Raw genomic sequence first — 25,917 nt, 5'->3', positions numbered from 1 at the left:
AAAGAAGAGTGGGGCATATAGGATGACTAAATACGGCAAAAGAAACACATAATATACACGGAGATCAATTAACCTCATCAAAATATTTAGCCACAATCACTTTTACCGGATAGAGTGTTGCCATAAAACCAATAAATGTAACTGTAATAAAAGACAATATGATATCAGAGAAGATAAGTTTAACAGGGTAAGCATCCACCACAAAATTACCACCTCCGGCAAATTTTATGATACCCAGATGCTGCTGAGCCAAGATCAGGATTACCCCCAGCGTCACACCGGCAGCCACACCAATCAACGAAATCAACCACCCTTCTAACAAAAACACCCTTGTCACCATACTCTTATCAGCCCCTATGCTTTTTAAAGTTCGAATACCTTCTCTCTTATCAAAGATAAGCATTGACATGGTACCTATTAAATTAAAGGTAGCAATGATAAGTATAAAACAGAGTATCAAAAACGACATCAACTTCTCAACCCCCATCATCTTATAAAAGCTAGCGTGCTGCTGATGAATACTTTTAACGGTAAATCCACTTCCTAAAATATCTTTAATTTTGCCTTGTACCTGATCGATCGATGCTCCTTCTTCTAAGGCCACAGCCAGATAACTAACCTCAGAATCATTAAACTGAAAAAGCTTTCGAGCCAACTCAATATCGATCATTAAATACTGAGCGTCATATTCCTTTTGTTTTACCATAAAAATACCCTTAGGATGAACATAATGCGAATTAAAAGCATCATCCGGCCGCATGAGGTTGATTTTTTTATTCCGTTGTGGAACATAAATAACCAAAGGCGTCATAAAGGTAGGTCGAATGGCCAGTTGGTGTGCCAACTCATATCCAATTACACCACCATAGCCTTGCTTATCTCTCATATTAAATTTACCATCCACCATAATAGAATCCACTTGGCTCACCAATCTATAGCTAGAATCCACCCCTAATACAATGCCAGTCACCCTACGTTCGTTATATTTCAGTAAAGCATTATCTTCTACTGCAGGAGAAACTTGCCGTACATCATCCATATTGGCTATTTGTTGAATATCTAGTGAATCCACAGAGAAAAACTTACCCTCCACCGCCTCTATTTTAAGATCGGGATCAAACGAACCATAGAAACTACCAATTAAGCCATGTAAGCCATTAAAAACCGACAAAACAGCCAATAGGGCAAGCGACCCAACCCCTACCCCTACAATTGAGATAGTAGAGATCAGATTAATAATACCCTTGGATTTTTTTCCAAAGAGAAATTTTAATGCTATTTGAAATACAAGTTTCACAAGCCCAAAGAAGTCGTACTATTTAAATGCTTTAACAATCAATCCGGTACCTTTTTTATGATTTCCTCTCACATCCATTATATTTAACACAAAAGAAAAAGGAAAAGTAATAAGATAATAAAAAGGCAATAGAATAAAGAACACCTTGGTTGCATTTAGCATTACGATAGGGTACTTCATGGATAATTTCCAAGAAATTTTCCCCGGCCATCCATAAGAATAACGCGCATCCACATCCTTGAACCCAGCTTTTTTTAGTTTTTGAATGATTTCTTGCAGATTGTAACCGTCACGCACATGTTCATCAATAAATCCGGTAACCCCGTCATCATGCTCTGCCTCGTGGTGATGTGCATCAGAACCACCTTGATCGCTGGGCGTTGAAATAATAATCATTCCACCAGGGTTCATGGTCTGGTAAAGATTTTTGAGCACACCTTCATCATCCTCAATGTGCTCCATCACATCCACCGAAACAACCAGGTCATATCCACCCTCCACACTTAATTTTGTCAGGTCTCCATATTGAAATTGAACACGATCCTGTCGCTTTATCCGGCTAAAAAACTCATTACAATCCTTTACCTGCTCCTCTTTCACATCAACACCTGTAATATGCCATCCTTTATTTTTTGAGGACAAATAATACACATACTGACCAAATCCAGAACCAGCATCCAGCACACGTATATCACTGGCTACCTTTTTCGACCACTTTCTTATTTCCTTACGTATATGCCACGAGCGCAATAAGAGAAGATCTAACAGTTTGTAAAAAAATATTCGCAAAAAGGGCGCTTGGTTAAAAACCTTGCCCAGGCTCTTTTTTATAGGATCGTACTGCATGGCCACTATTCTTTTAACAAACGGTCTATATTATCAATGTAATCTAACGAATCATCCACAAAAAATTGCAAATTCGGTACCACCCTCAATTGTTTACCCACTCTCATACCCAGGTGTCTTCGTATTCCGGAGGTGCCCTTGTCTATTTCCTTATAAATATCATCCTTTTTATCGGTAGGGAAAATACTGATATAAGCTTTGGCTAACCCCAAGTCAGGAGACACCCTCACTTTTGAAACAGACACCATCGCGCCCAAGGTTAATGGTTTGGCTTCACGTAAAAATATTTCACTTAACTCACGCTGTAACAACCTCGATATCTTCTTTTGTCTGGTAGTTTCCATAGTTATCTAATTTAACACACGAAAATAATCTTTTTATAATTATTTTCAGTTACGATTTTAAAATAATACCTTGTATACTATGGCACAGGATCATGCCCATGACCTCCCCAAGGATTACAACTTAATATTCTTTTTATGGCCAGATAACTTCCTTTTATCGGCCCATGTTTTTTTAAAGCTTGTATACTATATGCTGAGCATGTTGGCGTATATCGACACGAAGCACCCAACAATGGCGATATAGTCCATTGATATATTTTAATAGGAATGATTAAAACAAAAACAAGAGTCATACGGATACAATCCCATAACTTACTCAGTAACTGGATGTTCATTATTATTTTTACTTAAATGATCCTTAAATTTTTTCAAGGCCTTTATCATCCCCTTACGAATAACCGCATAGGATAACTTTTCTCCAGATATATAAACCATTGCAAAGGCAATTTGTTGCTCCGATTCCTCCAAGTAATGTATAAAGCAACTTCTATTTAATCGATAGGCCTCTCGACACCTACGTTTTAACAAATTCCGATGTACAGCTCTTTTAAATCTTCTTTTGGATACACTAAACATAACTTGCGCCGATACATCTTCCGGCAATGTCATGGGTAAATAGATAATCCTAAACGGGAAACAAACAAAAGAAGTGCCCTGGGCAAACAACTCTTCAATTACCGAGTGGCTGCATAATTTATCTTTTTTAGGAAATTGAAACGATGGTTGGGGCATTCTTAAACTTAGTTATTGAGCGAAAAAAAGGGCATTTTTCAATGCCCTTTATATATGATATGAATATACCTGGTTTACTTTTGGGCTTTATTATATTTTTTAATAAACTGATCTAAAGCCATGGTCATAGATGGTGCCTGAGGCATAGGTGCCTGAATATCCAATCTATAGCCTGCTTCTTTGACGGCCTTAGCCGTAGCTGGACCAAAGGAAGCAATTTTAGTTTCCTTTTGATCCCATCCTGGGAAATTTTGAAGTAGACTCGCTATACCTGAAGGACTAAAAAATACCAAGATATCGTAGTTGATGTCCTTTAAGTCACTCAAATCACTACTCACTGTCCGGTAAAGAATAGCTTTGGAATAATTAATTTTATTTTTATCCAATAAATCAGGTATCTCCTGTTTATGAATATCAGAAAGAGGGACCAAGTAAGTTTCATCCTTGTGCTTCTTTATCACCTCGATCAAATCCTGGAACTTACCGGTAGAATGAAAAATCTTTCTTTTACGATAAACGATATACTTTTGCAAATAATAGGCAGTCGCCTCGGAAATACAAAAATACTTCATAGAGTCAGGAACAGTGATTCTCATCTCTTCAGCAACTCTAAAGTAGTTGTCGATAGCAGTTCTACTGGTAAAGATTACCGCACTGTGATCAAGTAAACTTACCTTTTGTGCGCGGAACTCTTTAGTAGGTACACTCTCTACCTGAATAAAAGGACGAAAATCAATTTTTACATTGTTTTTATCTGCCAATTCAAAGTAAGGAGACTTTTCTGTTTGAGGTTTTGGCTGGGAAACCAGTATTCTTTTTATTTTCAAAACGCTGTTTATTTTAATTTCACTGCTGCTAATACCTAATCAATTAGTATATTATACATAATAATTAAAGGTAAAATTTCTAGGGCACAAAGATACAAAAACATGTAAAATAATGATGCCACATTTTTTAAAATAATTGCAAAACCTCTAAATAATTGTACCAAATACAATAATACATAGATTCCTATCCCAAAATTAAACAGTGCTGGCAGCCCACTCACATCAATATATGGTATAACTAGGATAACAGGTATCATCACCAATCCAAAGATCTTATCATGGAGTCTCATATAGAAAATATATTCCGACGTTTCACTTTTACAGTCAAACACATAAGCCACAAGACGATACAAGAGCCCCTTCACCAAACCAAAGCCAAAAATCACTGCCATAGCCAAAGGAATCAACAGCAAACCTTTGTTAAGTATAGTACTTACTTGATGATAACTGACATATTCATAAATAAAAAGAGAGGTATTAAACAAAAAGAGTCCACTGAGGGCAAAAGCAGCTTTTTGGTTTCTAAGACTCTCTGATTTTATCATTTTACGTGCAAATTGACTAAATATTACGGAGGAAAACAGCTCTCGCATATATCTGTAATTAGCCAAACGTATCACACCTGCTATAGTCACCGACAATATCAACAGACCCGTTAGCACATCCTTGGCATATCCCTTCTCCCTAAAAAACTGGTGCTCGGTTTCTCGCACAGCCGTCTCTGTTACCAATTCCTTTTGATCAATGCGCTCCCCCGACACAACGTCATGTTCCTGCATGATCGTATCTGCGATGGCAAGAGGCTTCAAGCTATCTGCTTGCGACACACTAACTGTGTTATCAGTCGTGACATCCTCGTCGGCCAGTTTGGATTCCGTCACGCTCACTTGATAAGTAACAGAATCACGACGCACACCAGGCATCACCCACAACTTGTTGCTTTGAGGCATGGGATCCAGAAAATCACGAACCACCGTATTACTGAGTATCCCTTGTTCCTGTCTCACCCGGGTTTTTAAATTAAAGGCAATGGAATCCTCTACCGAGGGTATAAAAATCTTCTTCGAAGGCTGGTTTGTTTTTTGCGTTTTTTGAAAACGTTTCGGAACCGCAGGAATTTCGGCCACCGTCTGGGGAGCATCAACTTTAACCTGATTTTCGGTCGGTATCTCAATGGAAATAGTTTTACTATTCACTTTTGCCGAATCCTGGTATAGTATAATATGGTTGATACTTATGTTTTCCATTCAAAATTTTTGTCCAAAAATAATAATTTGTTTGGTTTAATGATAAATCCACAAACATTTAAAAAGTCGCTATTTTCATCGGATCATCTGGCCATTTTCTACTATTCTTTATTGCCTTCATCACATCTCCCGGCTCATTTATCACCGTCCAAAGCGTTCCGTGCTCCTCTCGCATAAAATTTTGGTCAATCATTTTGCGAATCATCTGTATGAGAGGATCAAAAAAGCCCTTGGTATTCAAAAGCACCACCGGCTTATTAAACAACCCTAATTTTTTACTAGATAACACTTCAAACAGTTCTTCCATCGTACCTGTGCCACCCGGAAGCGTAATAACAGCCTCCACCTCTTTGACCAAGAGCTCCTTTCGCTGTGCCATGGTATCCACATGCACCATATCTTTTACTCCCTTATGTTCCCACTCTACTTCAACCATAAAACGAGGAATAACACCCGTAACCTCACCACCACAAGCAAGCACGCTATCAGCTACAGCACCCATTAAGCCAAGGCCTCCACCACCATATTTGATACCCAAACCTTCTTTCACCAACACTTTCCCCAACTCAACTGCGGCATCCATATATACTCGATCTATCTTTGAACTGGACGCACAGAAAACACATACTTTTTTACCCATTTTATATTATTTTTTCTTCGCTTCACATACTATCGCCCACACACCATGCCGCAGCACCAAACAAAACAACATCCTTCAGTATGGTTTGCCCCACTTTAGATAGCTCCGGAAAACCATATCCTGTTTCCCATACCACCGATGAAGTAAGCAAAAAGGATATACTAAATAAAAACATGATGGCTGCCATCAAACCTCCCCAAAACGACAATGTTCGGAATATGGGTTTCATCAGAATAGACAAACCTACCAACATTTGAAAATAGGCCACAATATGATTTAAAACATAAGGCGTTAAATACTGAAGCACCACTGACAAATAACCTCCGGATATCAGCTGATGCGTATATTCGGCCTCTGCATTTTTAAATTTCAGGTATCCTAACCATATTAATACCAGCCCTAAACCATAACGCAATAAAAAAATGCCCACAGCCTTTAATTGTATGCTTATAAAGTTTTTCATCCATAGAAAATTAGTGTTTATATCTTACATCCCTTCCAAAAGGGGTTAATGCAACAGAGGCCAACTTAAAATGTTGTTTCCCAAACGGTATTCCTATAATAGTTATAAAGAGAACCAATCCCCAGAAAACATGCGAAAGCGCTATCCAAATGCCTCCGACCAATATCCAAATCACATTCATCAATACATACAGACATCCATTGGAGCGCTGTGCAGGAACCGCTTCCCGACCAAAGGGCCAAAAAGCCAGACTTGCGAGCTTGAGCGTTTGCAGACCAAAGGGAATACCAACAATAGTGATCATTAATATTACACTGGCCACCAGATATTCCAACGCAATCATAAACCCACCGAATATCAACCAGATTAAATTACCTAGAAAGTTCATTTATTTTTTAATGTCGAATATAGGAATAAATGCTATTATTTTATTCAACATGACAAGAAGAATTTATGAAGATTAAAAAAATAACATTCTTCATTTGACAATCTATTATTATATTCACAGCCTTAATATTTCAACATATTTTTCCATATTCTCTATTATCAAGCATATAAAACAAACCTTGAGAATATTGTTCGTTCATCGGTAGATGATAAATATTGCTGAACTCCACAAGGCCATTAAAAATAAATTAGAGTATATGAAAACGGGCCATGAGAGCAGATTCACACACAGAAGGGTGGTTAGATTCGGCAAGCTCCATATAACCCTTGAAAGAAAAATATAAACATATGAAGAAAAAATACTATATCTATTTTTCCATATTAACACTATTACTTATATTATTTGGGTTTTCTATTCGTTTTCCCTTATTTGAGGTAGACTATTCTACCGTGATATATGCACAAAACGATGAGCTAATAGGTGCTCACATAGCCACCGATGGACAATGGCGCTTTCCGCAAGGAGACTCGCTTCCTTCTAAATTCACAACAAGCCTATTGTTATTTGAAGACGAATATTTCTACTTTCATCCCGGGGTCAATCCCGTCTCTATTTCACGTGCGCTTATACAAAACATAAAACAGGGGGAAGTAGTTAGCGGAGGCAGTACCATAACCATGCAAGTAATTCGGCTGGCGACCCAACGAAACAGAACGCTGTGGAGCAAAGGAATTGAAACAATACAAGCATTGCGACTGGAACTCACCCACTCAAAAGAGGAGATACTACATCTTTATGCCACACATGCACCCTTTGGAGGAAATGTGATAGGACTTGAAGCCGCCGCCTGGCGATACTTTCAGCGACCTCCGCAGGCTCTTTCTTGGGCCGAGAGTGCGATGCTTGCAGTACTACCCAACGCTCCTGGGCTCATACATACCGGCAAAAACCGCTCTTTATTACTACAAAAACGAAACCGACTGCTAAAAAAACTGTACAACAAAGGAAAAATAGATTCAACCACCTATCAACTAGCACTACAAGAACCCATACCTGAGCACCCTTATGCCTTACCTCAACTAGCTCCTCATCTATTAGATTATTGCAGAAAACAAAAAGAGGGCAAAATATACCACCTCACAGTAAACTATCTTTTACAACAAAGAATAAACCAAACAATTGACCTACATCATCGAAAACTACGTTCAAACGAGATACACAATGCAGCAGCTATCGTTGTGGAGGTTAAGACAGGCAAAGTACTGGCATACTGCGGAAACACAACGCCCATAAAAAATAAAAACCATCAAAATCAGGTAGACATCATTCAAGCCCCCCGCAGCACGGGCAGCATACTAAAACCTTTTTTATATGCTGCATCCTTACAGGATGGCATTTTATTACCCCAACAACTGATTGCAGACATACCTACCTATTATGAGAATTTTGCACCCAAAAACTATCACCGCACATATTCGGGAGCAGTAAAAGCCGACGAAGCATTGAGTCGTTCGTTAAATGTCCCTGCTGTACGCATGCTCAAGGATTACGACATTGGTCGTTTTTGCTCTATTCTTCAAAAAACAGGATTAAACACTATCAAATCAGCTCCCGACTACTACGGGCTTTCACTAATACTGGGAGGGGCTGAAACCAAGCTCTTTGAGCTATCTGGCGCCTATGCCTCCATGGCCCGAAACTTAGTGAACTACACCAAGAACAATAGTCTATACTACTCCAAAGAATTTCATGCTCCTATTTTATTTCAAGACGAAAAAATAGATCCAGGCCAACTATCTGATTTTTATGAGGTTTATGGTGCAGGAGCCAGTTATGAAACATTTAAAGCACTAACCAGTGTGGTGCGCCCGGTGGAAGAAGCGGGGTGGCAAATGTTCTCCTCAAGCAGGAAAATAGCCTGGAAGACAGGTACCAGTTTTGGTTACCGCGATGCATGGGCTGTAGGTATAACACCTGAATATGTGGTGGGTGTATGGGTTGGCAACGCCACAGGAGAAGGTCGCCCCGGCATTGTTGGCGGAATGACAGCCGGACCAATCATGTTCGATATATTTCGACACCTACCCCCCACAAGCTGGTTTCAACCACCATACGACGACATGATAAAAACAACCATCTGCAAAGAGTCGGGCTACAAAGCAGGGCCTTATTGCAAAGCAGATACCGCTTATATACCATCACAAGGAAGCAAAGGGAAATTATGTCCATACCACCAACTTATACATCTGGACGAGACAAAGCACTTTCGGGTTCAATCAGCCTGCTACCCTATTAGTCAAATGAAACACGAGAAATGGTTTTCCTTGCCACCGGTAATGGAATGGTACTACCGTAGGAAGCACCCATTATACAAGCCAATACCCCCCTTACATCCTAGCTGTGCAGACACAGAAGACAGAGTCATGGAGTTTATTTACCCACAAAACACCAACAAACTGTACCTACCTATAGGTATGGATGGAAAAGTTCAGGCCGTGGTATTAAAAGTTGCACATCACCATTCCAACGCCACCATATATTGGCACATGGATCATGAATTTCTGGGAGAAACAAGCTTTGTTCACCAAATGACCATTCAACCTACTGTTGGCAAACATCGAATCACCTTAATAGATGAACAAGGAAATATCCTACAAAAAAATATATATTGTGCGGGAAGAAGTGACGAGTAACTTGCATCTTATGACATACACTAGGATTCCCCGCCATCTTCCATCTCTAAGTCATCGAAGCTAATGTTGGGATAAAGAAAATCATTATACGGAAAACGCGCTGTATGAATTTTTCTTACCTCATTATATATCAATTCCTTAAATTCATTTAAATTCTCTTTGTTTTTGGCAGAAATAAATACCGTATCCAGTCCTTTGGCCATCCAACTCTTCTTCAGATCTTCCAAAGAATAATTTTCCTGAGCCATAGGTGTAAGGTCGTCATCATCCTTAGGCGTATACGTAAAGGCATCCATTTTATTAAAGACCATTATCATCTTTTTCTCGGTCTTATCCAATTCCTGTAAAGTCTGATTAACAATATCCACCTGCTGCTCAAACCCTGCGTGAGAGATATCTACCACATGCACTAGGATATCAGCTTCTCTCACCTCGTCCAGAGTAGACTTAAATGAATCAACCAAATGGTGAGGTAACTTACGAATAAAACCCACAGTATCTGCCACCAGAAAAGGAAGGTTCCCCACCACCACTTTACGCACTGTGGTATCCAGTGTGGCAAACAACTTATTTTCGGCCAACACAGTCGATTTACTAATGGTATTCATCAGGGTAGACTTTCCCACGTTGGTATATCCCACCAAAGCCACACGCACCATTTTACCTCTATTTTTTCGTTGTGTGGACTTTTGCTTATCTATCTTTACCAAATCCAGCTTAAGCTTTGCTATCTTATCGCGTATAATCCTACGGTCAGTTTCAATCTCTTTTTCTCCGGGGCCACGCATCCCCATACCACCACGTTGCCGCTGAAGGTGGGTCCACATTCTGGTAAGCCTTGGCAATAGGTATTGATACTGGGCCAGCTCAACCTGCGTCTTAGCGGCCGCAGTCTTAGCGTTCTTGGCAAAAATGTCCAGAATCAGATTCGTCCTATCCAGAATTCTAATCTTCAATATACTTTCCAGGTTCCTTAGCTGAGACGGACTCAATTCGTCATCAAAAATAACACAGTCTGCCTCATATACTTTAACACCTTCCAGCACTTCCTCCAACTTACCTCTTCCTACAAAGGTTTTATTATCGGGCATTGGCAGACTTTGCGTATATCTCTTCACCGGTATTCCACCGGCTGTCTCAGCCAGAAAGGCCAATTCATCCAAATATTCGGTCAAGAGCGCTTCAGTAATACCTGGCGTTCTGAGTCCAACCAATATAACTTTTTCCAATTCCTGATGTGTAGATATCTGTTCTCCCATTAAAACTATACAAATTTAGTACTACTCGTAAACCACGCAAAGATACGCTTTTTAGAAATATGATTTAGCATTAAAAATAAAGGCAAAAAAAAGAGGCATCTAACGATGCCTCTTGAAATATAGTTACAATAATATCTATTGCAATACGAAATTGATAGGTACAGTATAAGATACTTTTACCGCTTTACCTCGTTGTTTTCCTGGTTTCCATTTAGGCATGGACTCCACCACACGTATAGCTTCTTTATCCAGATTTGGATCAACACCACGTGCTACTTTCACTTGGGTAACACCACCGTCAGTACCCACAACAAACTGAACATACACACGTCCTTGAATACCGTTCTCTTGAGCAATAACAGGATATTTAACCGACTGAGCAATGTACTTCCTTAGCTCAGTGTCACCTCCAGGAAATTGCGGCATTTCTTCCACAATAAAGAATACTGGTGCATCATCAGTCTCCTCTTCTTCAAGAGTGATGTCAAATTCCACCTCGGTATCTTCATCAATCTCAGTATCCTCAATGTCAAGCTCTTCATCAATCTCAACATCATCATCCACGATGTTCAATACATCTGTAACCTTTGGTGGTGGTGGTGGTGGTGGTGGTTTAACTTCCTCTTGTCTGGTAATAGGAACAATTTCCTCCTCCGCTTCAACTTCGTCCATCATATTAAACTGACTGGCATCCACATCGGTGGTTGACCACTCAAAGGCAATCAGGACAATAGCCAAAACCACTACCAAACCGATCTGCATGAAAACCGGCTTTTTGGTTTCAAGATCTGCTTTTGGCGACTTTTTTACTTCCATAATTAAATTAAATTTTGGTGCCTAAAGATAACCATTTTTACACGGTTAATCAATTATTTTTTAAATCTAAGTAAAACGATTAATTTTTGAGTGCATAAAAATAGGACTTTATTATAAAACTCCCATTTTTTTATTTCTTTTTTTCAGCATAATTGCTGTATTTATTTAATATCAGGCATTTTAACTTTTATTCATACACTCAACAAAAGTATTTTACACTAAAACATCACAAATAGATACTAGACATTAAAAAAAAATACTATATTTGCATCGCAAAAAAATGATGGGGGATTAGCTCAGTTGGCTAGAGCGTTTGACTGGCAGTCAAGAGGTCATCGGTTCGATTCCGATATTCTCCACATTGAAGATCAAGGCGTTCGGGGGCTTCCACCTCGGGCGCTTTTTTTGTTTACTATGATCGACAAATATTAATATAGGATCCGTAATTTCTTTACAAAAAAGAATATTCAAAAATTAAAAACACTATCTAAACAATTATGTGAATTTGGTGGCGGACATGGGAATACAAAGTAAATATGCGGTCTGCTACATATTGCAAAATAAAAAAATGCTCCAATCCGGATGTCGATTGGAGCGTTGGGATTCTCTAAGTTTTACTGGAATCTTTTGGAATTAATCGAAATTAGTGGGTGTTTTTTGGAGTATTTTGACAACTATTAGACTTTTTCCAATTGTGCGGCAAAAGATCAGCCAAGTCTAAATCATAATTGCTATTGTATAACGCAATCTTAGAAAATACATCTGTAAGCCATTCGCGAGGATTTACATCACTGGCTTTGCAGCATCCCAGTAGTGAGTACATAATTGCTGCATTTTCTGCGGCATCACGGTTGCCACAAAAGAGATAGCCTTTTCTTCCAACTGCTAACGGCCTAATTGCATTTTCAGCTCCGTTATTATCGGGCAAATATCGGCCATCAAGATGATAGCGAGACAGGCGTAGGAAAAGATTGTATGTATAAGCCAGCGCCTTACTCATCTTTCCTCCTTGTAGCGCTTTGGGGTAATAGCCTTCGATCCATTTTTCAAAAGCACGCATGATTTGATAAGCCAAGCGCTTTCGCAGTTCAGCTCTTTGCTTGTAATTCATGTTCTGATCGGTGGCCATTTGCTCAACTTGATAGATTTTAGCAATTTGTGCCAATGCGTATTCAGCCCCCGTTTTGTCTTCTTTTAGACTTTCGGAGAATTTCCTGCGCGCATGAGCCCAACAACCCAAAAGCAAAACACCTTTCTTTTGCTAATAGATTGAATATGCCTGATATCCATCGGTTTGAATAGCTCCCTGAAAATCCTTTAATAAAGGAAGTATCACTTTTTGTGCTCGGGAGCCTTTGTCGTAGTGAAAAAAAACCAAGTTATTCATTACTGATCGAACCATCCACAGATAAGCCTTTTGTGCTTTTCGTTGCTAATAACCGGAATGGTACTTTCGTCAACCTGAATATAATCAGATTTTAGAACAATTGTTTTTAATACTTGCGTGTTTATATTATCCCTTAGTAGCATCTTGGTGCCATTGGGAAATAGGAATTCAATGGGAGCATCATTATTTAAAGTAGGCTTACTCTTGATGATAGATGGACTCGATTGGTTATTCGTCGCTAAGGGATTACTGTCAAATTCTAGTGGAACAAAGCTATCTGGCTCATATGCTAATGCCTCTTCCAATTTATTTCGCCAATAGTAAAAAGTGGAAGGAGCCAAATCTTGGTTGGTACAGAAATCTTTTATGTTCAAACCTGATTCCTGGTAATCTTTATACAAACGCTTAAATGTTGTGAATGTCATCCTCATTTTTTGCATCAAAGAAACAGCTCTAGTATGAAGGTCGCAATATGTGAAAGACCGAAGACTTACCATTTACTGCCCTCTATTGATATTGTACAAAGGCTAATGAAGGTATTTACAGTAAGTGCTGACAACCTTTTAAACGATAATGAAAATAGTGTAGTAGAATTAGAAAACCACGAACTTAATGAGCAGTTAATGCTTATTAACCAACTCGATGAAGACGAGAAAAACGCACTTATAAAAATTATTAATTCTATGCTAACTAAAAAGCGGATGAAGGATTTACTTGATGGGAAAGCTAAATTTTAAAGCATAAAAAAAGCCTGGACTTGCCAGGCTTTTCTGCTATTACTTAAGTTCCAAAATATATTTACATCTATTATAGAGAATGGGAGCTACTTTATAAGTAAAAAACTCTTGCCCCTTTTGATATTCGGTTTTAGAACTCATATCCTTTTTTACCATTTCGTCAATGGTCTTCTTGTTTTTGTTTACGGCTCTGACTAAGCAAGTGTCCATATAGGTTTTAAACACCTGTTCACTTTGTTTTATATCATATTGCCCCAAGCAATCACAAACATCTGTAGCTACTTTTTCTTCAAGCTTTAATTTCTCTTGTGCCTTCGCTGCCACAAAGCAAAATAACAAAAGGCTTACAATACAAATCTTGCTCATATAAACTTGAAATCAACTATTTAAAAACTTGATTAATATCAGGTGTTTCTGATGCAGCCTTTTTTAAATCGGGAAGTTGAAAGTCCTTTCGATAGCTTACAATTAAACTATCTCCCCCAAGTCCCTTTATACATCCAAAATCAGAATATCTTTTACTAAGCAACTTCTCTCCACCTTTATCCTGAAATTTAATTTTCTTTTGAAAAGAAATATAATCTGAAAAAGAAAATCCTTCTGTAGGAATAAAAAATGTACAACTATAAAAATACTTCCAAATATCAAACATAAATTCAAAGGTAAAATCACTTACATCAATTCTAGCTACACTATCAAAACGAGCTTCATCTAACTTCTTCAAAAAAACATACTCCCCATATTTATTAAATGTTTCAATAATACTAATCCTAAGTCGTTCTAGCTCTTTGTCACTAGTTAAGTCTTCTTCTCGCCTAAACGAGAAGAAGATTGTGTCATTATTAAAAAATAAGCACTTTAGAATATTTTTTATACGATTTGCATCATACCAAATATTAATGTCAAAATCTTCAACACATAACGATTTGATATCCTTACTTAGTTCAACATTATAAAACTCCATCCTTTTTTATTTAATTGGTTGCCCAAAATAAAATGGATTAATACTCCTGTGCGGAGAATTTGAATAACCCCAATAGTTTGAATGAAAATGAGTTGTTCTACCTCTAGATCCAAATCCATGATAGTCTAACCTAAATTTACCTCCTGATAATGATTTGTATGAAAATATCATCCCACCACCAGCATTGGGGTTAGCATACATAAACTCCGTTCTACCTATTTTAAAACCATAACCATTATTAATACCAAAAGGATTAACTTGGGATGCTTTCCTTAGTAATACTATCTCCAGCCCTTTTTCAGCAACAAAACCTGCACCAAATGCATAATCATTTGCTGTATAACTTGGTATCCCTTTACCAACCTGATATAAGCTATTGTACATTTGAACTTGACCATACATTCCTAGTGTAAGCCCATTCAACACAGATTCTCCATATCCCTTCCAAGAGGTAAATGGTGCTTTTATGCCTTCCCAAGTTGCCGCTGCTCCACTTACAAACCCATCAACAAAACTGCCTCCGAGGCTACCTCCTTGCGATTGGGCAACATCCATTGCAAACCTCGCATCATTGATGACGCTGTTTACCGCTCCTGCATAATCGTTCCCCAGCTGGTTATGGTAGATATTACCGCCGTTTCCGACATAATGGAAGGTATTCCCGTTACTGTTTATTCCCACGCCAAAGTCCGGCACGCCGATATCTGTCATTGTTTGTCTCAGCCCGCTGGTGTTGTCGTTAATCCACTGCATGCCCTCGCTCATCCAGTGCACGGGATTTAACCAGTTCCAGTCCCACTTGTACCCGCTCGGGTCGGTATACAACAGCGGGTTATTTAAACAATATCGAAACCAGTAAAGCCAAAAATAAACTTCCTCGCACGCGCCAAACAACCTAATTCAAAGAACGTTTTCTTATTTTCTTAAAGCCTAAAAGTAGCTTTTTTATTTTCAATTGAAAAAGAAAAAGCAATGGGCTGCTTGTGCGGTGAAACAAAAACTATGACAGAAAATAAAACAGAAGGGCTGGTGTAGGGGAAGGGCAAAAAAAGACCGTGCAAGCTTAGAGGTACGAGAAGCGGGGATTTTTTGACCTGTGGGGCGTGTTGGATTGTGGGTTATTTTCTTTAATCAGCTTTTGAAGGTTTATTTTAAGGGATGGAACATTTCAAGTTGTTTTACTAAATCGCATAAATCTTGTTGTCTGTATTGTTCGGTACTCCTGATGCTTTTATGACCTGCCATGTACTGTACTTGTCGGATATTGTGTGATTTTAGCCAGTTCATAATAACGCTGGTGCGAATTTGTCGGCTGTCAGTAATTTCAGGGTTTTGTTTTTTAACCTGGCTAACGATATTGCAAATCATATCACTTTGCTTTTTACTTGGGAACATGAACGGTTTTGGTTTAAAAACTTCGATATAATTTCTGATTGGTAGTATTTGGTTTGCCTGAAGCTTTAAAGTTCTTACATTGCTTTTATTAGGGTTAAATAATGGTTCTTGGTGCGCATCTTCTTAAATACATGGGGTGGCAGTTCCAGTTTTGGGGCAAAGGGTATCAGTACTTCCATTGGTTCTATCAGTAGCTGACAAGCTTTTAAGAGATTGATATTTTGCTCATACTTTTTAAAATCGATTAATCCGGCTGCTACTTTTCCTTGGTGCTCCATTACCTGAGCTTCATGCTTCTGACTTTCTTCAATCTGTATTAAAAAACTTCGGTTTGGCGTTTAGGCTTCTTGCAAAATGGGTAAAGGATTTGGTTAAAATCTCAGTTCCGTTTACTGGTGTTGATTTTGGTTTCTCCGTTTTTATCGGTTCAGAGATTCCGCAAAGTTGCTTGGCTTTTAGTATCTCTTCATGTTTGCTGCATTTTTCGTATTTCTCAATAAATTCTATCTGGTCGCCTGTAGCATTGCAGCCGAAGCAATGGAAAGTGTTTGTATCGGGATAGATACGGCAGCTCGGTTTATCGTCCTCCTCGGTTTATCGTCCTCATGGAAGGGGCATTTTATGTGATTGTTTCGGTCGGGCTTTAACCCGTAATGCTGCAGAACAGTGAGTATTGGAAGCCGTTGTTTTATCTCGCTTATTTCCATCGCTGAAAAAAAATAAAATTTCTACTTATACCTATTTGCTACAAATATACCTTTTAGGTATAAATAAACAATAGCCTTTAGGTATTGTTTTATCAATATTATGCAGTATATTTGTATCAAAGTCGCTCAAAAGGGCGTGCCAGTTTAATATTTACGCATTATGACCTTAGGAGAAAAAATACGGATAGCAAGGACAAAGAAGAAGTTGTCGCAACAGGAACTTAGCGACAAGGCAGGTACTCACCAAAAAAACATATCCAAGTACGAAAAGGATTTGGTAGTGCCATCTGCTACCACGCTAAAAGCCATAGCGGACACTTTGGAGGTGACCACCGATTTTTTATTGGGTAACGAAAGCTTCGCCATTAAAGATACTGCTCTGCTCAAGCAGTTCAAGGAAGTGGACAATATGCCCGATGATGAAAAAGGTTCTCTGATGACGGTTATTTCGGCTTATATAAGAGATTTTAAAACAAGACAGGCGTATATTGCCTAAAACTATATAATTATGGGTGCATTGAGACAACAGTTTATAGAAGACAACCAGGGGCACAGGATAGCCGTTTTGTTGCCGATTGACGACTACAACAAAATGTTGGAGCGACTGGAAGAAATGGACGACGTTAAAGCATACGATGCCGCCAAGGCATCTGGTGACGAAGTTATCCCGTTTGACCAGGCTATTAAAGAAATTGAAGCAAAACGCAATGACCTATAAACTGTCCATAAGCCGCAAGGCTCAAAAACAGCTTGCCAAGCTGCCAGCAAATGATTACAAAAAAGTAAAACAGACCATACTCGACCTTGCCGACGAACCTCGCCCGGCAGGCTCAAAGAAACTCAAAGGCCGCAACGGTTGGCGGGTAAGACAAGGTGACTACCGCATTATTTACGATATTGAAGATGATGTTTTGGTTGTGACCGTGCTCGACGCAGGACACAGAAAAGATATTTACAAAAAGTAACAAAGCCCCACATTATGAACTGCAGGGCTTTAAGGTTTAATTTATTTATCTGAACAAACGGGGGTTATACTAACCTTATCGATAAAATAATAAGCCCCGTCTTTTACATCAATTAGGCTTGCCGTGGTAAAGCTTTCGTTTAGCTTCAAAAGCAACTGGTTATCTTTAAAAAACTTATTGAGTTTCTTTTTCTTGCCATCCCTTTTCAAACTTAAATACTTCAACACGTCAAGTTCGTTAGAAAATTTATCAATCGGAAACATACCGATAGAGATATAATTTTCTCCTCCTTGAGCAACATATTCACTCTCCAACGTTACCCATTTGCTACTGTTTAAATCTAATGTCCAAAATACATTTGGTGTAAATTTATTGGCAACTAGATAATCATAAGAAACCCATGCGTCTTTATAAATCCATTGCTTTGCTTTTGTAAACCTCACACAAAGTCTATTTAAGAAAAATTTGCAATGCTCACCTGAAAACTTTGTTTTTATCTTGATTTTATAAAGCTCGCCCTTCTTTAACGGTTCGTTTAGCGTACCTGTTATATGCTCAGTCATTCCATCCCATGATAAAAAACAAAGACCTACATATGCCTTACCATCATAACCATTACAAAGCCCAAATAAGTTATTTGCACTTTTAAAACCACAACTATTGTTTTCATGATAGTAGTCAGGTGTGCATTCATAAATAGAATACCAATACTTACAAAATGAAGTGTCCGACTTTGTTAGCGACTTGGGAAAAAACCAGTATTCTTCGAAACTAGGATTTTTAACCAAATTCTGCCCTAACAAAATAGGCACATTAACAGATAAGTAAAGCAATATAATCAAATATCTCATAATTATAATTAAGGATGAATTGTTGCCAATACTCGCAACGAGAAAACAGACGTACTAACCCCTTCGGTTAGTACATTAGAGAGAGGTAAAGCAAAACTTCTTGATATTGATATTGAACTTACTCCTCTAATTAACATTTGTGGAGAGCTTAATTTCCAACCATGGCTTTGGGTTAATGCCAAACTGGTATTGAAGCCTCGCGCAGTTTGTTGGTTCAACAACACATAACCACCTTCTGGGATATAACCTTTATAGCTATATTGAATCGAATTTAATTCAACACCTTTTCCAAAATATATTTGTCTAGCTCCTGGTAAATTTGAGTCTGCTGAGAATGATATTTGGTTATTTATCCTATTTGTCATATTCTCCCAAGTATCATACACATAATCCCCTTGCTCATATTTACCCGTCATTACTTTTTCGGTAAATTTGTCATATCTAGATTTTAGAACAGGGTGTCCATCCGATGTCATATAAAACTGTCTACCATCTGTGTGATAACCTCCGGACCAAAACTTCCGACTATCTCTAACAGCATCAATACCATCTGTTACTCCTCCAATTAAACCACCCGTTACTCCCCCGATTAATCCATCTCTCAAGCCACTACCAAGAGCTTCACCAAAATCTTGTCCTTGCATCAAACCATTTCCTAAACCTGAAGCAAAACCACCACTAAAACCACCCGCTCCACCAATCGCTGCACCAATCGCTGCACCAGTCACAAAACTTGAACTTGCGGTTAGAGCCGACGAAGAACCAACAAAACCAGCCCCAAAGGAACCGCCTGCAATTGAAGAACTAACTCCTGCACCAACTCCAGCTCCTAATGCTCCTGCCGCTGCTCCAATTCCAAAGTATCCAAGACCGTCCCATGTAAACTCAGCGCCGTTTGCAGCCCAGTTGAAAACTCCTCCAATAGCCGCCCCAATAACCAAGTGCCAGAACTCCCCGCTCGGGTCAGTATATATGAGCGGGTTGTTCAGGCAATATCGCAACCAGTAAAGCCAAAAATTAACTTCCTCGCACGCTATAGGCAACCAAAATCAAAGAACGTTTTCCTTTTATTGTTAAAACCCAAAAATACCTTTTTATTTTTTCAATTGAAAAAGAAAAAGCAATGTGCTGCATGTGGGGTGGACAAAAAGCATGACGGAAAAAATTACAGAAGGGTTGGCGTAGGGGAAGCAAATAAAAGACAGAGAGAGTTTTGCAAAAACGGCTGGGTTTTATTTGCTGTGGGGCGTGTTGGCTTGTGGGTTCTTTTCTTTAATCAGCTTTTGCAGTCGCTTAATTTGTTTAGCTCGTTCTTGACTAATCATTATTTCATGGGCTTTGCCATCGAGTGTTATTGTTGCTTTAACTTCTTTCTTTTCCATTGTTGTTTATTTTAAAGGATGGAACAATTCAAGTTGTTTGGTTAAATCGCTTAAATCTTGACTTCTGTACTGTTCGGTGCTTCTTATACTTTTATGCCCTGCCATGTATTGTACTTGCCTGATATTGTTTGATTTCAACCAGTTCATAATTACGGAAGTCCTGATTTGTCGACTATCAATAATTTCAGGATTTAGTTTCTTTGCCTGGCTAACAATATTACAAATCATATCACTTTGCTTTTTGCTTGGGAACAAGAACGGTTTTGGTTTAAATTCTTCTATATAAGTTTTAATTGGTAGTATTTGGTTTGCCTGAAGCTTTAAAGTTCTTGCATTGCTTTTTCTTGTTGATGGAACATATATTTTACCTTCAGCTAAGTTTATGTGAGTGATTTCCAGTTTGGCAGTTTCTCCGCTTGTTAAGCCTTGATAAACCAGTAAACCAAGTATTACGACATTTCTTTTGTGCAGCTGCTTTGCTGTTTTGGTTCTGTGTTCCCATTCTGGTAAGCTGCTAAAGCTTTGGTAAATAATTTCAAGTTGTTCGGGACATAAAGTTTCTGCTATTGCTTTCTTTGGTGTGTTTCGGATTTTAATTCTACGGATAATATTTTGCTGCAGCTTTCCGGATTCCAACAAATAATCGAAGTAAATCCGTATCGAGTTTATTTCCCTGATAATGCTTTGGTTTAATATCCCTCTTTGTCTTTCGCTGTCGATAAATTGTAATGCCTCGTTGTAATCGATTTTCTCTAAGTTAATATGTTGGTTTATGCACCAGTTTTTAAGCCTGTTTACATGGCTGTTTTGTACGCTGATACTTTTATCAGAGTAGCCATTTTGTTGTCGATATTTTTCAAAGCTGCTCATTTAAAATATGGGTGTAAATCTGTGTACTTTCTAAACTGCTATGCCCTAAAAATTTCTGTATCATTTCTATTTCCATACCTTGCTGTAAAAGGTGTGTAGCTATTGAGTGGCGTAAACTGTGTAAACTTGGTTTCTTTCCTTGCAGGATTGCATTGCCTGAGTTTTTTGTGAGCCGTTTTAATCGTGCTGTTAAAGCCTGGTCGCTGCAAGCTGTGCCATACTGATTGATAAAAAAGCTATCGGTTTCGTTTTGGTTTAATAAGAAGTTTCTGCCGTTTTGTAAATATTCTGTGATGTGATTTAGGTTGTTTCCAGTTACCGGAACATACCGTTCCTTGCTTCCTTTGCCTTTCCTAACATGGATTAGTTTCCTTTCTGTTAAAATATCGTGTGCAACCAGGTTTGTTCCTTCGCTTTTTCTTAATCCGCATCCATAATAAATACTTAGCATTGCCCTGTCTCTTTGGCTTACGGCTTCTTGTTTGGCTTTGGTTTCTATATTGGTAAAGTGGTGTTTTTGATAGCTTGTTTTATAAAGTTCATTGATTTCATTTAGGCTGATAATATTTCTCTGCTTGTAGATTTCTTCAACGTATTCCAGATTATCTGGAGTTGGATTTCCTGTTTGCTGTAGATACTCAAAAAACTTGTTTACACTGCTTATCCCTACGTTTATACTGGCATTCATTAAGCCTGAACCATACAGTTTGTTTTCTCTTCGTTTCAGGTATCGTTTAAAGCGTTTGGTCTTTTCATTGGTAAGGATTTCAATGGTATTTATGTTGCACCTTTCTAAGTAGAGCAAAAACTCTTTAATATTTCGTTTTCTGGTTTTGATGGTTTCTGTACTGTAATTCAGGGTTTGCAGCCAGTTTGCAAAGCTTGTTTCAAGCTGCTTAAATTGTGGAGATATTATTTCTGTTGGTATCATTTCAGTACTGTTCAGTTGAAAAATAAAAATGTGTGCTGCTTGTCCCCTTTGTGAAGGTTGTGAAGGTTCGCTTTTCTTTAGCTTTTCCAAGATAGTATCCATCATTTCAATACCCGATTTCAACTCTTCAAAATCATCCCAAACACTTATTTCATATTCATTGCCTGGCTTATTGCTTCGACTTACACACCTTAACATTCCTCGCTTTTCAAGCTCTATAAAATGACGTTGTAAAGTCATTGGGTGCATTCGTAAATATTTGCGTACATCTTTGGCGTAAAAGGTTTTCACTTCCCATTGCATAACGAGTTCTTTTAGACTTTCAAAAAAGTTTCTTGTTTTTCCTCCAAGTTCATCCGATTTACGAAGCAAAGTATCTTTGCATAAAAAGTTAGCCCACTGCACATCTTCCAAAGTGCTGATTAAATATTTATTACCTTCCTTATCGGTGGTAATTTTGCGTTGCTTTTGATTCCAAAGGGTAATTGATTTTATAAGGGTTAAGTAATGGTTCTTGGTTCGCATCTTTTTAAATACATGAGGTGGAAGTTCCAGTTTTGGTGCAAAGGCTATCAGCACTTCCATTGGTTCTATTAGTAGTTGAGAGGCTTTTAACAGGTTTACATTTTGCTCGTATTTCTTAAAGTCGATTAACCCTGCAGCTACTTTGCCTTGGTGTTCCATTACCTGAGCTTCATGCTTTGGACTTTCTTCTATTTGTATCAAAAAACTGCGGTTTGCATTATCCTCATAAACTTTGTCTTTTGTGGTTGCGCCAGCCACACAAACAGGGCCTTTAACATGTAAATACACTTGCTTGCTGTCGCCTGTTCTGCTATTCGTTTTAGTACTAAATCGGCTTATGCTCTGGTTGCTCATTAATTCTCGAAGCGGTAAAAGTGCATTGTAAGCCCCGTCTAAATCTTCTTGCATCAATATCTTATTTTTCAAAAAGTCTTTGGGTGTATAATACAATGCATTCTCGCTTAAACTGGTGGTTACATTAATGTGTTGCTTGGGTACTGCTTTCGCTACTCCTTGCAATAAATGCGTTTTACCACTACCACTGCTCCCCATCACGATGGCATGTAATGGATTTTTAAAGAACCTGGTTAAAAAGATAAAGAACAATAAGGTTGCATTGTCCTGTTGTCCAATCATGCCGAGCTTATTAAAAAGGCTGTAGGTTAATTGGGTTAGTTCGTTGTATCTAATAAATTCGTTTGCTTCTTGCATTTGCTCACGGCTAAAGCGGTCTATTCCTTGTTGTTCTTTGGACTCTTCACTTTGTCGTTTTTCTTCTCGCTTTTGTTGGCGGTAGCTTTCCAGTTCCTTTGTTAGCCCCGTAATAGCTTCGTTTGTTATACTTGTGCTAATTTCCAGTTTTTCGGATGCTTGTTTTATTAATCGGTCGGTTTGGTTGTGGCTGTACAAGTCGGCGGTATCTCTAAAGCTTTGATAGTCGTTTCCCTTTAGTTTAATATGCAAGGTTGCTCTTAATCGGTTTACGGTGTGCATTTCAATACCGCCCCAAAGTGTTATTGTCAGTTGGTCGGTTTCGTATTGCATGTAATCAGAAGCAACCTTTAAACCGCTTGTAATTGGTTGGATAAATGGTTTTTCTTTTTCACTTGAACTATTATTGGGTGTCGAGCCACTAGACTCAATTGAAAAAGAAAATGGTTTTCTGTTTTCTATTAGATGGGTAAATATTTCAGGTTCATGACCGATTGATAAACTATTTAAGTCTTCGCCTTCGGGTGTTTCTACAACTGATATTTGTAGTTTCTCTTTTATCTGTTTTAATTCTGCTGCTATTTCTTTTATGGCTTCTGTTCCTGCTTCGTCTCCATCAAAAAACAGTATAACTTCCTTTAATTCGATTAGTTCTGCTATGGTTTGCCCGTGTTCTTCTGTAAAACCATTAGTTCCATAAAGTGCCAGTATTGAAAAGTCTTTTATTATTTCGGGAACTTGTAAAAGTGTGGCTGCATCTATAATGGCTTCAGTTAGTATTAATTTGGTAGTGTCCTCACTTGGGTATTTTGGATATAATCCTTTGTGTTCGCCTTCTAAATAATGATGTCCTTTCTCAACATGGCGACCGTACAAGCTTTTTATATTTCCGCTTTTGTCGAGTAATGGAAAAACAATACAGTTATTAAATCTCGTGTAATAACTGTTTTCCCTACCAAACTTATCAGGCTTGAGTAATCCGGTTTGTAAGTATTCTTGTTTCTGTTGGTTGGTAATATCTTTTGCTTTGTGCAGCGTTCCGGCATCGTAACCGATGGATAAAGCTTTGTAATTAAGCTTTCGACTTTCTAAATATTCAATGGCTTTCTTTGGTTTGGCGTTTAAGCTTCGGGCAAAGTGAGTAAAGGATTTCGTTAAAATCTCAGCTCCGTTTATTGGTGTTGGCTTTGCTTTTGGCTTCTCCGCTTTTATCGGCTCTGGTATTCCGCAAAGTTGCTTGGCTTTTAATATTGCTTCGTGCTTGCTGCATTTTTTGTACTTCTCAATAAATTCTATTTGGTCGCCTGTAGCATTGCAGCCGAAGCAATGGAAAGTATTTGTGTCGGCATAAATACGGCAGCTTGGTTTATCGTCTTCGTGGAATGGGCATTTTATTTGGTTGTTCCGGTCGGGTTTAAGGTTGTAATGCTGCAAAACCGTAAGTATCGAAAGCCTTTATCTTATGTCGCTTATTTCCATGATGAAAAAAGTTGTTTGATAATTATTAGTTGCAAATGTATACAATAGTTTCATTAAGTCAAAAAATTATAGTTTCTTTTTGTCACTATAATTACCTAATTTTGTATCTCATTGTTAACTAAAGTGTCCTTAAAGCAATAAAAATGAACATCGGACTTAAAATAACAGAACTGAGAAAACAAAAAGGATGGTCGCAAACAGACCTTGCTAAACAAATTGATGTTTCTCGTGTAATCATTGGAAGGTATGAGCGTAATGAAGCTGCTCCTTCTATTGACGTTGCTAAACGTATGGCAGATGCTTTTGAGGTTTCACTAGATTATTTAGTCGGGGAAGGGCAAAACGCTGCCTTTGATAAAAAGATTCTGAACAGGATTCAAGAAATCCAAAGCATGAGCCCCGATTTTAGAAATCAGTTTTTTAGTATTATTGATTCCGTAATCAGGGATTACAAAACACAACAAGCGTATTCAAACAGATAAATTTTAATATTATGAACCTACAATATATTTCAGACAGCAAAGGACAAACAACTGGCGTATTCATTCCCATAAACGAATGGAACGACCTTAAAAATAAATACAAAAATATTGAACAGGAAGAAATTAGCGTTCCAGAATGGCACAAAGATTTGGTATTAAAACGCCTTGAAGATTATAAACAAAATCCTAGTTCTGCTTTGGATTTTGATTCTGCGATGGATGATATAGAAAAAGAGCTGTAATGTATAAATCTATAATCCTACCTCTTGCAAAAGAAGATATTCGGGAAGCTGCCAAATGGTATAATAAACAACAAAAAGGACTTGGTAAAAGTTTTACTGCAGAAGTGCGTGAAAATGTCCATTTTATCAGGCAGAACCCCAAAGCTTCAAATATCCGTTATAAAAACGTAAGGACTGCCGTTTTAAACGTGTTCCCTTTTATGATTCACTATACAATTGACGAAAAAGACAAAACTGTAATCATTTCGGCTGTTCTGCATACAAGTAGAAATCCCGAACTTTGGAAAAACAGATAAAGCAAAAGCCCCGGTAAAACCGAGGCTTTTTTGTTTGCTATTTCTCGTTTTTACTGACTCTCGTAAAAAAATCTAATTTTTCTGAGTTACTCCAAATCAAAAAATCTTTATGGAAAATCGTAAAATATTTCTCTACTGAAGTTCCAAGCCGCTTACGATTCCAAACATCACTTTCACTGTAATCCTTTAAATACTTCTTGTCAACATTATTAACAGATAGTGTGTCTTTTGACATTAGGCTAGTAGTATATGATTTTTTTTTCAGGTCAACACTATATATAAATGTTACCTTATCAATCGCTTGACTATCATCTATGGTGCAAAAAGTAAAATATCCATGACTAATAATTTTACAATTGTGCTTAATCAATATCATCTCCTGACTATTCACTTTTGATGAATAAATTATTCCCATCATTGAAATACATATAAAGAAAAGTA

The 25,917-nt window shown here is 38.0% G+C and carries 31 protein-coding genes, 1 tRNA gene and 3 pseudogenes; 9 read left to right on the top strand and 26 right to left on the bottom strand.

The genetic code is table 11. The annotated features are described in order from the left end of the window. Positions 1 to 64 precede the first annotated feature (64 nt). The 10 genes from CYTFE_RS0120085 to CYTFE_RS0120040 all read right to left on the bottom strand — a co-directional run bounded on the left by CYTFE_RS0120085 (position 65) and on the right by CYTFE_RS0120040 (position 6,784). Positions 65 to 1,297, bottom strand: a complete 1,233-nt coding sequence (locus CYTFE_RS0120085; protein WP_027473277.1) for an ABC transporter permease — start codon at positions 1,295 to 1,297, stop codon at positions 65 to 67. 18 nt (positions 1,298 to 1,315) lie between these two features. Next, positions 1,316 to 2,143: a class I SAM-dependent methyltransferase gene (locus tag CYTFE_RS0120080; protein WP_027473276.1), complete on the bottom strand. Its 828-nt coding sequence runs from the start codon at positions 2,141 to 2,143 to the stop codon at positions 1,316 to 1,318. Between the two features lie 5 nt (positions 2,144 to 2,148). Next, on the bottom strand, positions 2,149 to 2,487 hold the full coding sequence (rbfA, locus tag CYTFE_RS0120075) for a 30S ribosome-binding factor RbfA (protein WP_027473275.1): 339 nt from the start codon (positions 2,485 to 2,487) through the stop codon (positions 2,149 to 2,151). A gap of 77 nt (positions 2,488 to 2,564) precedes the next feature. Then, the gene (yidD, locus tag CYTFE_RS29635) at positions 2,565 to 2,822 is read right to left on the bottom strand and encodes a membrane protein insertion efficiency factor YidD (protein WP_081736051.1); all 258 of its coding nucleotides are present in this window, start codon (positions 2,820 to 2,822) and stop codon (positions 2,565 to 2,567) included. Beyond that, entirely contained in the window at positions 2,800 to 3,219 is a 420-nt protein-coding gene (locus tag CYTFE_RS0120065; RefSeq protein ID WP_027473273.1) for a ribonuclease P protein component, read from the bottom strand. The genes yidD and CYTFE_RS0120065 overlap by 23 nt, the downstream gene beginning before the upstream one ends. Positions 3,220 to 3,293: 74 nt before the next feature. After that, entirely contained in the window at positions 3,294 to 4,046 is a 753-nt protein-coding gene (locus tag CYTFE_RS0120060; RefSeq protein ID WP_027473272.1) for a uroporphyrinogen-III synthase, read from the bottom strand. A gap of 35 nt (positions 4,047 to 4,081) precedes the next feature. Beyond that, a complete protein-coding gene (locus CYTFE_RS0120055; RefSeq protein WP_027473271.1) occupies positions 4,082 to 5,293 on the bottom strand; it encodes a DUF4271 domain-containing protein in 1,212 nt (403 codons plus the stop codon). A 58-nt stretch (positions 5,294 to 5,351) separates the two neighbouring features. Further along, positions 5,352 to 5,933 carry an LOG family protein gene (locus tag CYTFE_RS27445; RefSeq protein WP_044214177.1) on the bottom strand — a complete coding sequence of 194 codons (582 nt, stop codon included), beginning with the start codon at positions 5,931 to 5,933 and terminating at the stop codon, positions 5,352 to 5,354. Between the two features lie 22 nt (positions 5,934 to 5,955). After that, a complete protein-coding gene (locus tag CYTFE_RS0120045) occupies positions 5,956 to 6,396 on the bottom strand; it encodes a DUF417 family protein (RefSeq protein WP_027473270.1) in 441 nt (146 codons plus the stop codon). Between the two features lie 10 nt (positions 6,397 to 6,406). Continuing rightward, complete coding sequence (locus CYTFE_RS0120040; protein ID WP_027473269.1) at positions 6,407 to 6,784, bottom strand: YccF domain-containing protein; 378 nt, start codon at positions 6,782 to 6,784, stop codon at positions 6,407 to 6,409. Positions 6,785 to 7,131: 347 nt separating this feature from the next. Here CYTFE_RS0120040 and pbpC point away from each other — a divergent pair, with 347 nt between their 5' ends. Next, positions 7,132 to 9,477 carry a penicillin-binding protein 1C gene (pbpC, locus tag CYTFE_RS0120030; protein ID WP_044262947.1) on the top strand — a complete coding sequence of 782 codons (2,346 nt, stop codon included), beginning with the start codon at positions 7,132 to 7,134 and terminating at the stop codon, positions 9,475 to 9,477. Positions 9,478 to 9,497: 20 nt separating this feature from the next. On the opposite strand, the gene hflX is transcribed toward pbpC, so the two are convergent. Both hflX and CYTFE_RS0120020 read right to left on the bottom strand, forming a co-directional pair. Continuing rightward, positions 9,498 to 10,736, bottom strand: a complete 1,239-nt coding sequence (gene hflX, locus CYTFE_RS0120025; protein ID WP_027473267.1) for a GTPase HflX — start codon at positions 10,734 to 10,736, stop codon at positions 9,498 to 9,500. A gap of 135 nt (positions 10,737 to 10,871) precedes the next feature. Then, positions 10,872 to 11,552: an energy transducer TonB gene (locus CYTFE_RS0120020; protein ID WP_027473266.1), complete on the bottom strand. Its 681-nt coding sequence runs from the start codon at positions 11,550 to 11,552 to the stop codon at positions 10,872 to 10,874. Positions 11,553 to 11,837: 285 nt separating this feature from the next. On the opposite strand from CYTFE_RS0120020, the gene CYTFE_RS0120015 reads away from it, so the two are divergent. Further along, positions 11,838 to 11,911, top strand: a tRNA-Ala gene (locus CYTFE_RS0120015). Positions 11,912 to 12,195: 284 nt separating this feature from the next. On the opposite strand, the pseudogene tnpC reads toward CYTFE_RS0120015, so the two are convergent. Next, positions 12,196 to 13,049, bottom strand: a pseudogene (gene tnpC, locus CYTFE_RS27440) (IS66 family transposase); the annotation flags it as partial. A gap of 144 nt (positions 13,050 to 13,193) precedes the next feature. Continuing rightward, positions 13,194 to 13,364: pseudogene (gene tnpA / locus CYTFE_RS31300) on the bottom strand (IS66 family insertion sequence element accessory protein TnpA); the annotation flags it as partial. A gap of 33 nt (positions 13,365 to 13,397) precedes the next feature. On the opposite strand from tnpA, the gene CYTFE_RS27435 reads away from it, so the two are divergent. Next, positions 13,398 to 13,676, top strand: a complete 279-nt coding sequence (locus CYTFE_RS27435; protein ID WP_052343323.1) for a hypothetical protein — start codon at positions 13,398 to 13,400, stop codon at positions 13,674 to 13,676. Positions 13,677 to 13,715: 39 nt separating this feature from the next. Here the strand turns inward: CYTFE_RS27435 and CYTFE_RS0119995 are convergent, their stop codons facing one another. From CYTFE_RS0119995 to CYTFE_RS32055, 6 genes and pseudogenes are all read right to left on the bottom strand, one after another. Next, entirely contained in the window at positions 13,716 to 14,042 is a 327-nt protein-coding gene (locus tag CYTFE_RS0119995; protein ID WP_027473265.1) for a hypothetical protein, read from the bottom strand. A 16-nt stretch (positions 14,043 to 14,058) separates the two neighbouring features. Beyond that, positions 14,059 to 14,640, bottom strand: a complete 582-nt coding sequence (locus CYTFE_RS0119990; protein WP_027473264.1) for a hypothetical protein — start codon at positions 14,638 to 14,640, stop codon at positions 14,059 to 14,061. 6 nt (positions 14,641 to 14,646) lie between these two features. Beyond that, on the bottom strand, positions 14,647 to 15,465 hold the full coding sequence (locus tag CYTFE_RS0119985) for a hypothetical protein (RefSeq protein WP_044213945.1): 819 nt from the start codon (positions 15,463 to 15,465) through the stop codon (positions 14,647 to 14,649). Positions 15,466 to 15,786: 321 nt separating this feature from the next. After that, the gene (locus CYTFE_RS27430) at positions 15,787 to 16,035 is read right to left on the bottom strand and encodes an integrase (protein ID WP_235208297.1); all 249 of its coding nucleotides are present in this window, start codon (positions 16,033 to 16,035) and stop codon (positions 15,787 to 15,789) included. Between the two features lie 74 nt (positions 16,036 to 16,109). Continuing rightward, on the bottom strand, positions 16,110 to 16,313 hold the full coding sequence (locus CYTFE_RS0119975; RefSeq protein ID WP_027473262.1) for a hypothetical protein: 204 nt from the start codon (positions 16,311 to 16,313) through the stop codon (positions 16,110 to 16,112). 28 nt (positions 16,314 to 16,341) lie between these two features. Beyond that, positions 16,342 to 16,608: pseudogene (locus CYTFE_RS32055) on the bottom strand (CHC2 zinc finger domain-containing protein); the annotation flags it as partial. Between the two features lie 294 nt (positions 16,609 to 16,902). Here CYTFE_RS32055 and CYTFE_RS0119970 point away from each other — a divergent pair. Genes CYTFE_RS0119970 through CYTFE_RS0119960 form a run of 3 tightly spaced genes read left to right on the top strand, consistent with a single transcriptional unit; the run spans position 16,903 to position 17,707 of the window. Beyond that, complete coding sequence (locus CYTFE_RS0119970; RefSeq protein WP_027473261.1) at positions 16,903 to 17,238, top strand: helix-turn-helix domain-containing protein; 336 nt, start codon at positions 16,903 to 16,905, stop codon at positions 17,236 to 17,238. A gap of 12 nt (positions 17,239 to 17,250) precedes the next feature. Next, a complete protein-coding gene (locus CYTFE_RS0119965) occupies positions 17,251 to 17,460 on the top strand; it encodes a hypothetical protein (protein ID WP_027473260.1) in 210 nt (69 codons plus the stop codon). Then, positions 17,450 to 17,707: a type II toxin-antitoxin system RelE family toxin gene (locus CYTFE_RS0119960; protein WP_027473259.1), complete on the top strand. Its 258-nt coding sequence runs from the start codon at positions 17,450 to 17,452 to the stop codon at positions 17,705 to 17,707. The genes CYTFE_RS0119965 and CYTFE_RS0119960 overlap by 11 nt, the downstream gene beginning before the upstream one ends. A 41-nt stretch (positions 17,708 to 17,748) precedes the next feature. Here CYTFE_RS0119960 and CYTFE_RS0119955 read toward each other — a convergent pair whose 3' ends face one another. From CYTFE_RS0119955 to CYTFE_RS0119930, 5 genes are all read right to left on the bottom strand, one after another. Continuing rightward, the gene (locus CYTFE_RS0119955; RefSeq protein WP_027473258.1) at positions 17,749 to 18,558 is read right to left on the bottom strand and encodes a hypothetical protein; all 810 of its coding nucleotides are present in this window, start codon (positions 18,556 to 18,558) and stop codon (positions 17,749 to 17,751) included. An 8-nt stretch (positions 18,559 to 18,566) separates the two neighbouring features. Continuing rightward, entirely contained in the window at positions 18,567 to 19,559 is a 993-nt protein-coding gene (locus tag CYTFE_RS29070) for a hypothetical protein (protein ID WP_152541840.1), read from the bottom strand. Between the two features lie 231 nt (positions 19,560 to 19,790). Then, complete coding sequence (locus CYTFE_RS30175) at positions 19,791 to 19,940, bottom strand: hypothetical protein (RefSeq protein WP_154665707.1); 150 nt, start codon at positions 19,938 to 19,940, stop codon at positions 19,791 to 19,793. 6 nt (positions 19,941 to 19,946) lie between these two features. Then, positions 19,947 to 20,810 carry a tyrosine-type recombinase/integrase gene (locus CYTFE_RS29620; protein ID WP_081736049.1) on the bottom strand — a complete coding sequence of 288 codons (864 nt, stop codon included), beginning with the start codon at positions 20,808 to 20,810 and terminating at the stop codon, positions 19,947 to 19,949. Then, positions 20,797 to 24,411: a tyrosine-type recombinase/integrase gene (locus CYTFE_RS0119930; RefSeq protein ID WP_027473257.1), complete on the bottom strand. Its 3,615-nt coding sequence runs from the start codon at positions 24,409 to 24,411 to the stop codon at positions 20,797 to 20,799. Before CYTFE_RS0119930 ends, CYTFE_RS29620 begins: the two co-directional genes overlap by 14 nt. Positions 24,412 to 24,599: 188 nt before the next feature. Between CYTFE_RS0119930 and CYTFE_RS0119925 the strand changes: the two genes are divergently transcribed. From CYTFE_RS0119925 to CYTFE_RS0119915, 3 genes are read left to right on the top strand one after another with little or no spacing between them, the layout of a single operon-like run. Continuing rightward, complete coding sequence (locus CYTFE_RS0119925) at positions 24,600 to 24,938, top strand: helix-turn-helix domain-containing protein (protein WP_027473256.1); 339 nt, start codon at positions 24,600 to 24,602, stop codon at positions 24,936 to 24,938. Positions 24,939 to 24,949: 11 nt separating this feature from the next. Beyond that, positions 24,950 to 25,180, top strand: a complete 231-nt coding sequence (locus tag CYTFE_RS27415) for an addiction module protein (protein ID WP_044213942.1) — start codon at positions 24,950 to 24,952, stop codon at positions 25,178 to 25,180. Beyond that, entirely contained in the window at positions 25,180 to 25,476 is a 297-nt protein-coding gene (locus CYTFE_RS0119915) for a type II toxin-antitoxin system RelE/ParE family toxin (protein ID WP_027473255.1), read from the top strand. The genes CYTFE_RS27415 and CYTFE_RS0119915 overlap by 1 nt, the downstream gene beginning before the upstream one ends. A gap of 37 nt (positions 25,477 to 25,513) precedes the next feature. On the opposite strand, the gene CYTFE_RS0119910 is transcribed toward CYTFE_RS0119915, so the two are convergent. Beyond that, positions 25,514 to 25,894 (bottom strand): hypothetical protein, encoded by a 381-nt coding sequence (locus CYTFE_RS0119910; RefSeq protein ID WP_027473254.1) that lies wholly within the window; start codon positions 25,892 to 25,894, stop codon positions 25,514 to 25,516. Between the last annotated feature and the right edge of the window lie 23 nt (positions 25,895 to 25,917).

The sequence above is a fragment of the Saccharicrinis fermentans DSM 9555 = JCM 21142 genome, from assembly GCF_000517085.1.
Taxonomy (GTDB): domain Bacteria; phylum Bacteroidota; class Bacteroidia; order Bacteroidales; family Marinilabiliaceae; genus Saccharicrinis; species Saccharicrinis fermentans.
This window is presented reverse-complemented; position numbering and strand designations above follow the sequence as displayed.

Excerpts from the sequence above, each read along its gene's own strand:
- CYTFE_RS0120045 (WP_027473270.1), bottom strand. The coding sequence starts at position 6,396 with ATGAAAAACTTTATAAGCATACAATTAAAGGCTGTGGGCATTTTTTTA.
- CYTFE_RS0119910 (WP_027473254.1), bottom strand. The coding sequence starts at position 25,894 with ATGATGGGAATAATTTATTCATCAAAAGTGAATAGTCAGGAGATGATA.
- CYTFE_RS0119995 (WP_027473265.1), bottom strand. The coding sequence starts at position 14,042 with ATGAGCAAGATTTGTATTGTAAGCCTTTTGTTATTTTGCTTTGTGGCA.
- CYTFE_RS0120040 (WP_027473269.1), bottom strand. The coding sequence starts at position 6,784 with ATGAACTTTCTAGGTAATTTAATCTGGTTGATATTCGGTGGGTTTATG.
- hflX (WP_027473267.1), bottom strand. The coding sequence starts at position 10,736 with ATGGGAGAACAGATATCTACACATCAGGAATTGGAAAAAGTTATATTG.
- CYTFE_RS30175 (WP_154665707.1), bottom strand. The coding sequence starts at position 19,940 with ATGGAAAAGAAAGAAGTTAAAGCAACAATAACACTCGATGGCAAAGCC.
- CYTFE_RS0119970 (WP_027473261.1), top strand. The coding sequence starts at position 16,903 with ATGACCTTAGGAGAAAAAATACGGATAGCAAGGACAAAGAAGAAGTTG.
- CYTFE_RS27415 (WP_044213942.1), top strand. The coding sequence starts at position 24,950 with ATGAACCTACAATATATTTCAGACAGCAAAGGACAAACAACTGGCGTA.
- CYTFE_RS0120055 (WP_027473271.1), bottom strand. The coding sequence starts at position 5,293 with ATGGAAAACATAAGTATCAACCATATTATACTATACCAGGATTCGGCA.
- CYTFE_RS0119975 (WP_027473262.1), bottom strand. The coding sequence starts at position 16,313 with ATGGAGCACCAAGGAAAAGTAGCAGCCGGATTAATCGATTTTAAAAAG.
- CYTFE_RS29620 (WP_081736049.1), bottom strand. The coding sequence starts at position 20,810 with ATGAGCAGCTTTGAAAAATATCGACAACAAAATGGCTACTCTGATAAA.
- CYTFE_RS0120080 (WP_027473276.1), bottom strand. The coding sequence starts at position 2,143 with ATGCAGTACGATCCTATAAAAAAGAGCCTGGGCAAGGTTTTTAACCAA.
- CYTFE_RS27445 (WP_044214177.1), bottom strand. The coding sequence starts at position 5,933 with ATGGGTAAAAAAGTATGTGTTTTCTGTGCGTCCAGTTCAAAGATAGAT.
- CYTFE_RS0119965 (WP_027473260.1), top strand. The coding sequence starts at position 17,251 with ATGGGTGCATTGAGACAACAGTTTATAGAAGACAACCAGGGGCACAGG.
- CYTFE_RS0119915 (WP_027473255.1), top strand. The coding sequence starts at position 25,180 with ATGTATAAATCTATAATCCTACCTCTTGCAAAAGAAGATATTCGGGAA.
- rbfA (WP_027473275.1), bottom strand. The coding sequence starts at position 2,487 with ATGGAAACTACCAGACAAAAGAAGATATCGAGGTTGTTACAGCGTGAG.
- CYTFE_RS0119955 (WP_027473258.1), bottom strand. The coding sequence starts at position 18,558 with ATGAGATATTTGATTATATTGCTTTACTTATCTGTTAATGTGCCTATT.
- pbpC (WP_044262947.1), top strand. The coding sequence starts at position 7,132 with ATGAAGAAAAAATACTATATCTATTTTTCCATATTAACACTATTACTT.
- CYTFE_RS0120065 (WP_027473273.1), bottom strand. The coding sequence starts at position 3,219 with ATGCCCCAACCATCGTTTCAATTTCCTAAAAAAGATAAATTATGCAGC.
- CYTFE_RS27430 (WP_235208297.1), bottom strand. The coding sequence starts at position 16,035 with ATGTTCCCAAGTAAAAAGCAAAGTGATATGATTTGCAATATCGTTAGC.
- yidD (WP_081736051.1), bottom strand. The coding sequence starts at position 2,822 with ATGAACATCCAGTTACTGAGTAAGTTATGGGATTGTATCCGTATGACT.
- CYTFE_RS0120020 (WP_027473266.1), bottom strand. The coding sequence starts at position 11,552 with ATGGAAGTAAAAAAGTCGCCAAAAGCAGATCTTGAAACCAAAAAGCCG.
- CYTFE_RS27435 (WP_052343323.1), top strand. The coding sequence starts at position 13,398 with ATGAAGGTCGCAATATGTGAAAGACCGAAGACTTACCATTTACTGCCC.
- CYTFE_RS0119925 (WP_027473256.1), top strand. The coding sequence starts at position 24,600 with ATGAACATCGGACTTAAAATAACAGAACTGAGAAAACAAAAAGGATGG.
- CYTFE_RS0119990 (WP_027473264.1), bottom strand. The coding sequence starts at position 14,640 with ATGGAGTTTTATAATGTTGAACTAAGTAAGGATATCAAATCGTTATGT.
- CYTFE_RS0119960 (WP_027473259.1), top strand. The coding sequence starts at position 17,450 with ATGACCTATAAACTGTCCATAAGCCGCAAGGCTCAAAAACAGCTTGCC.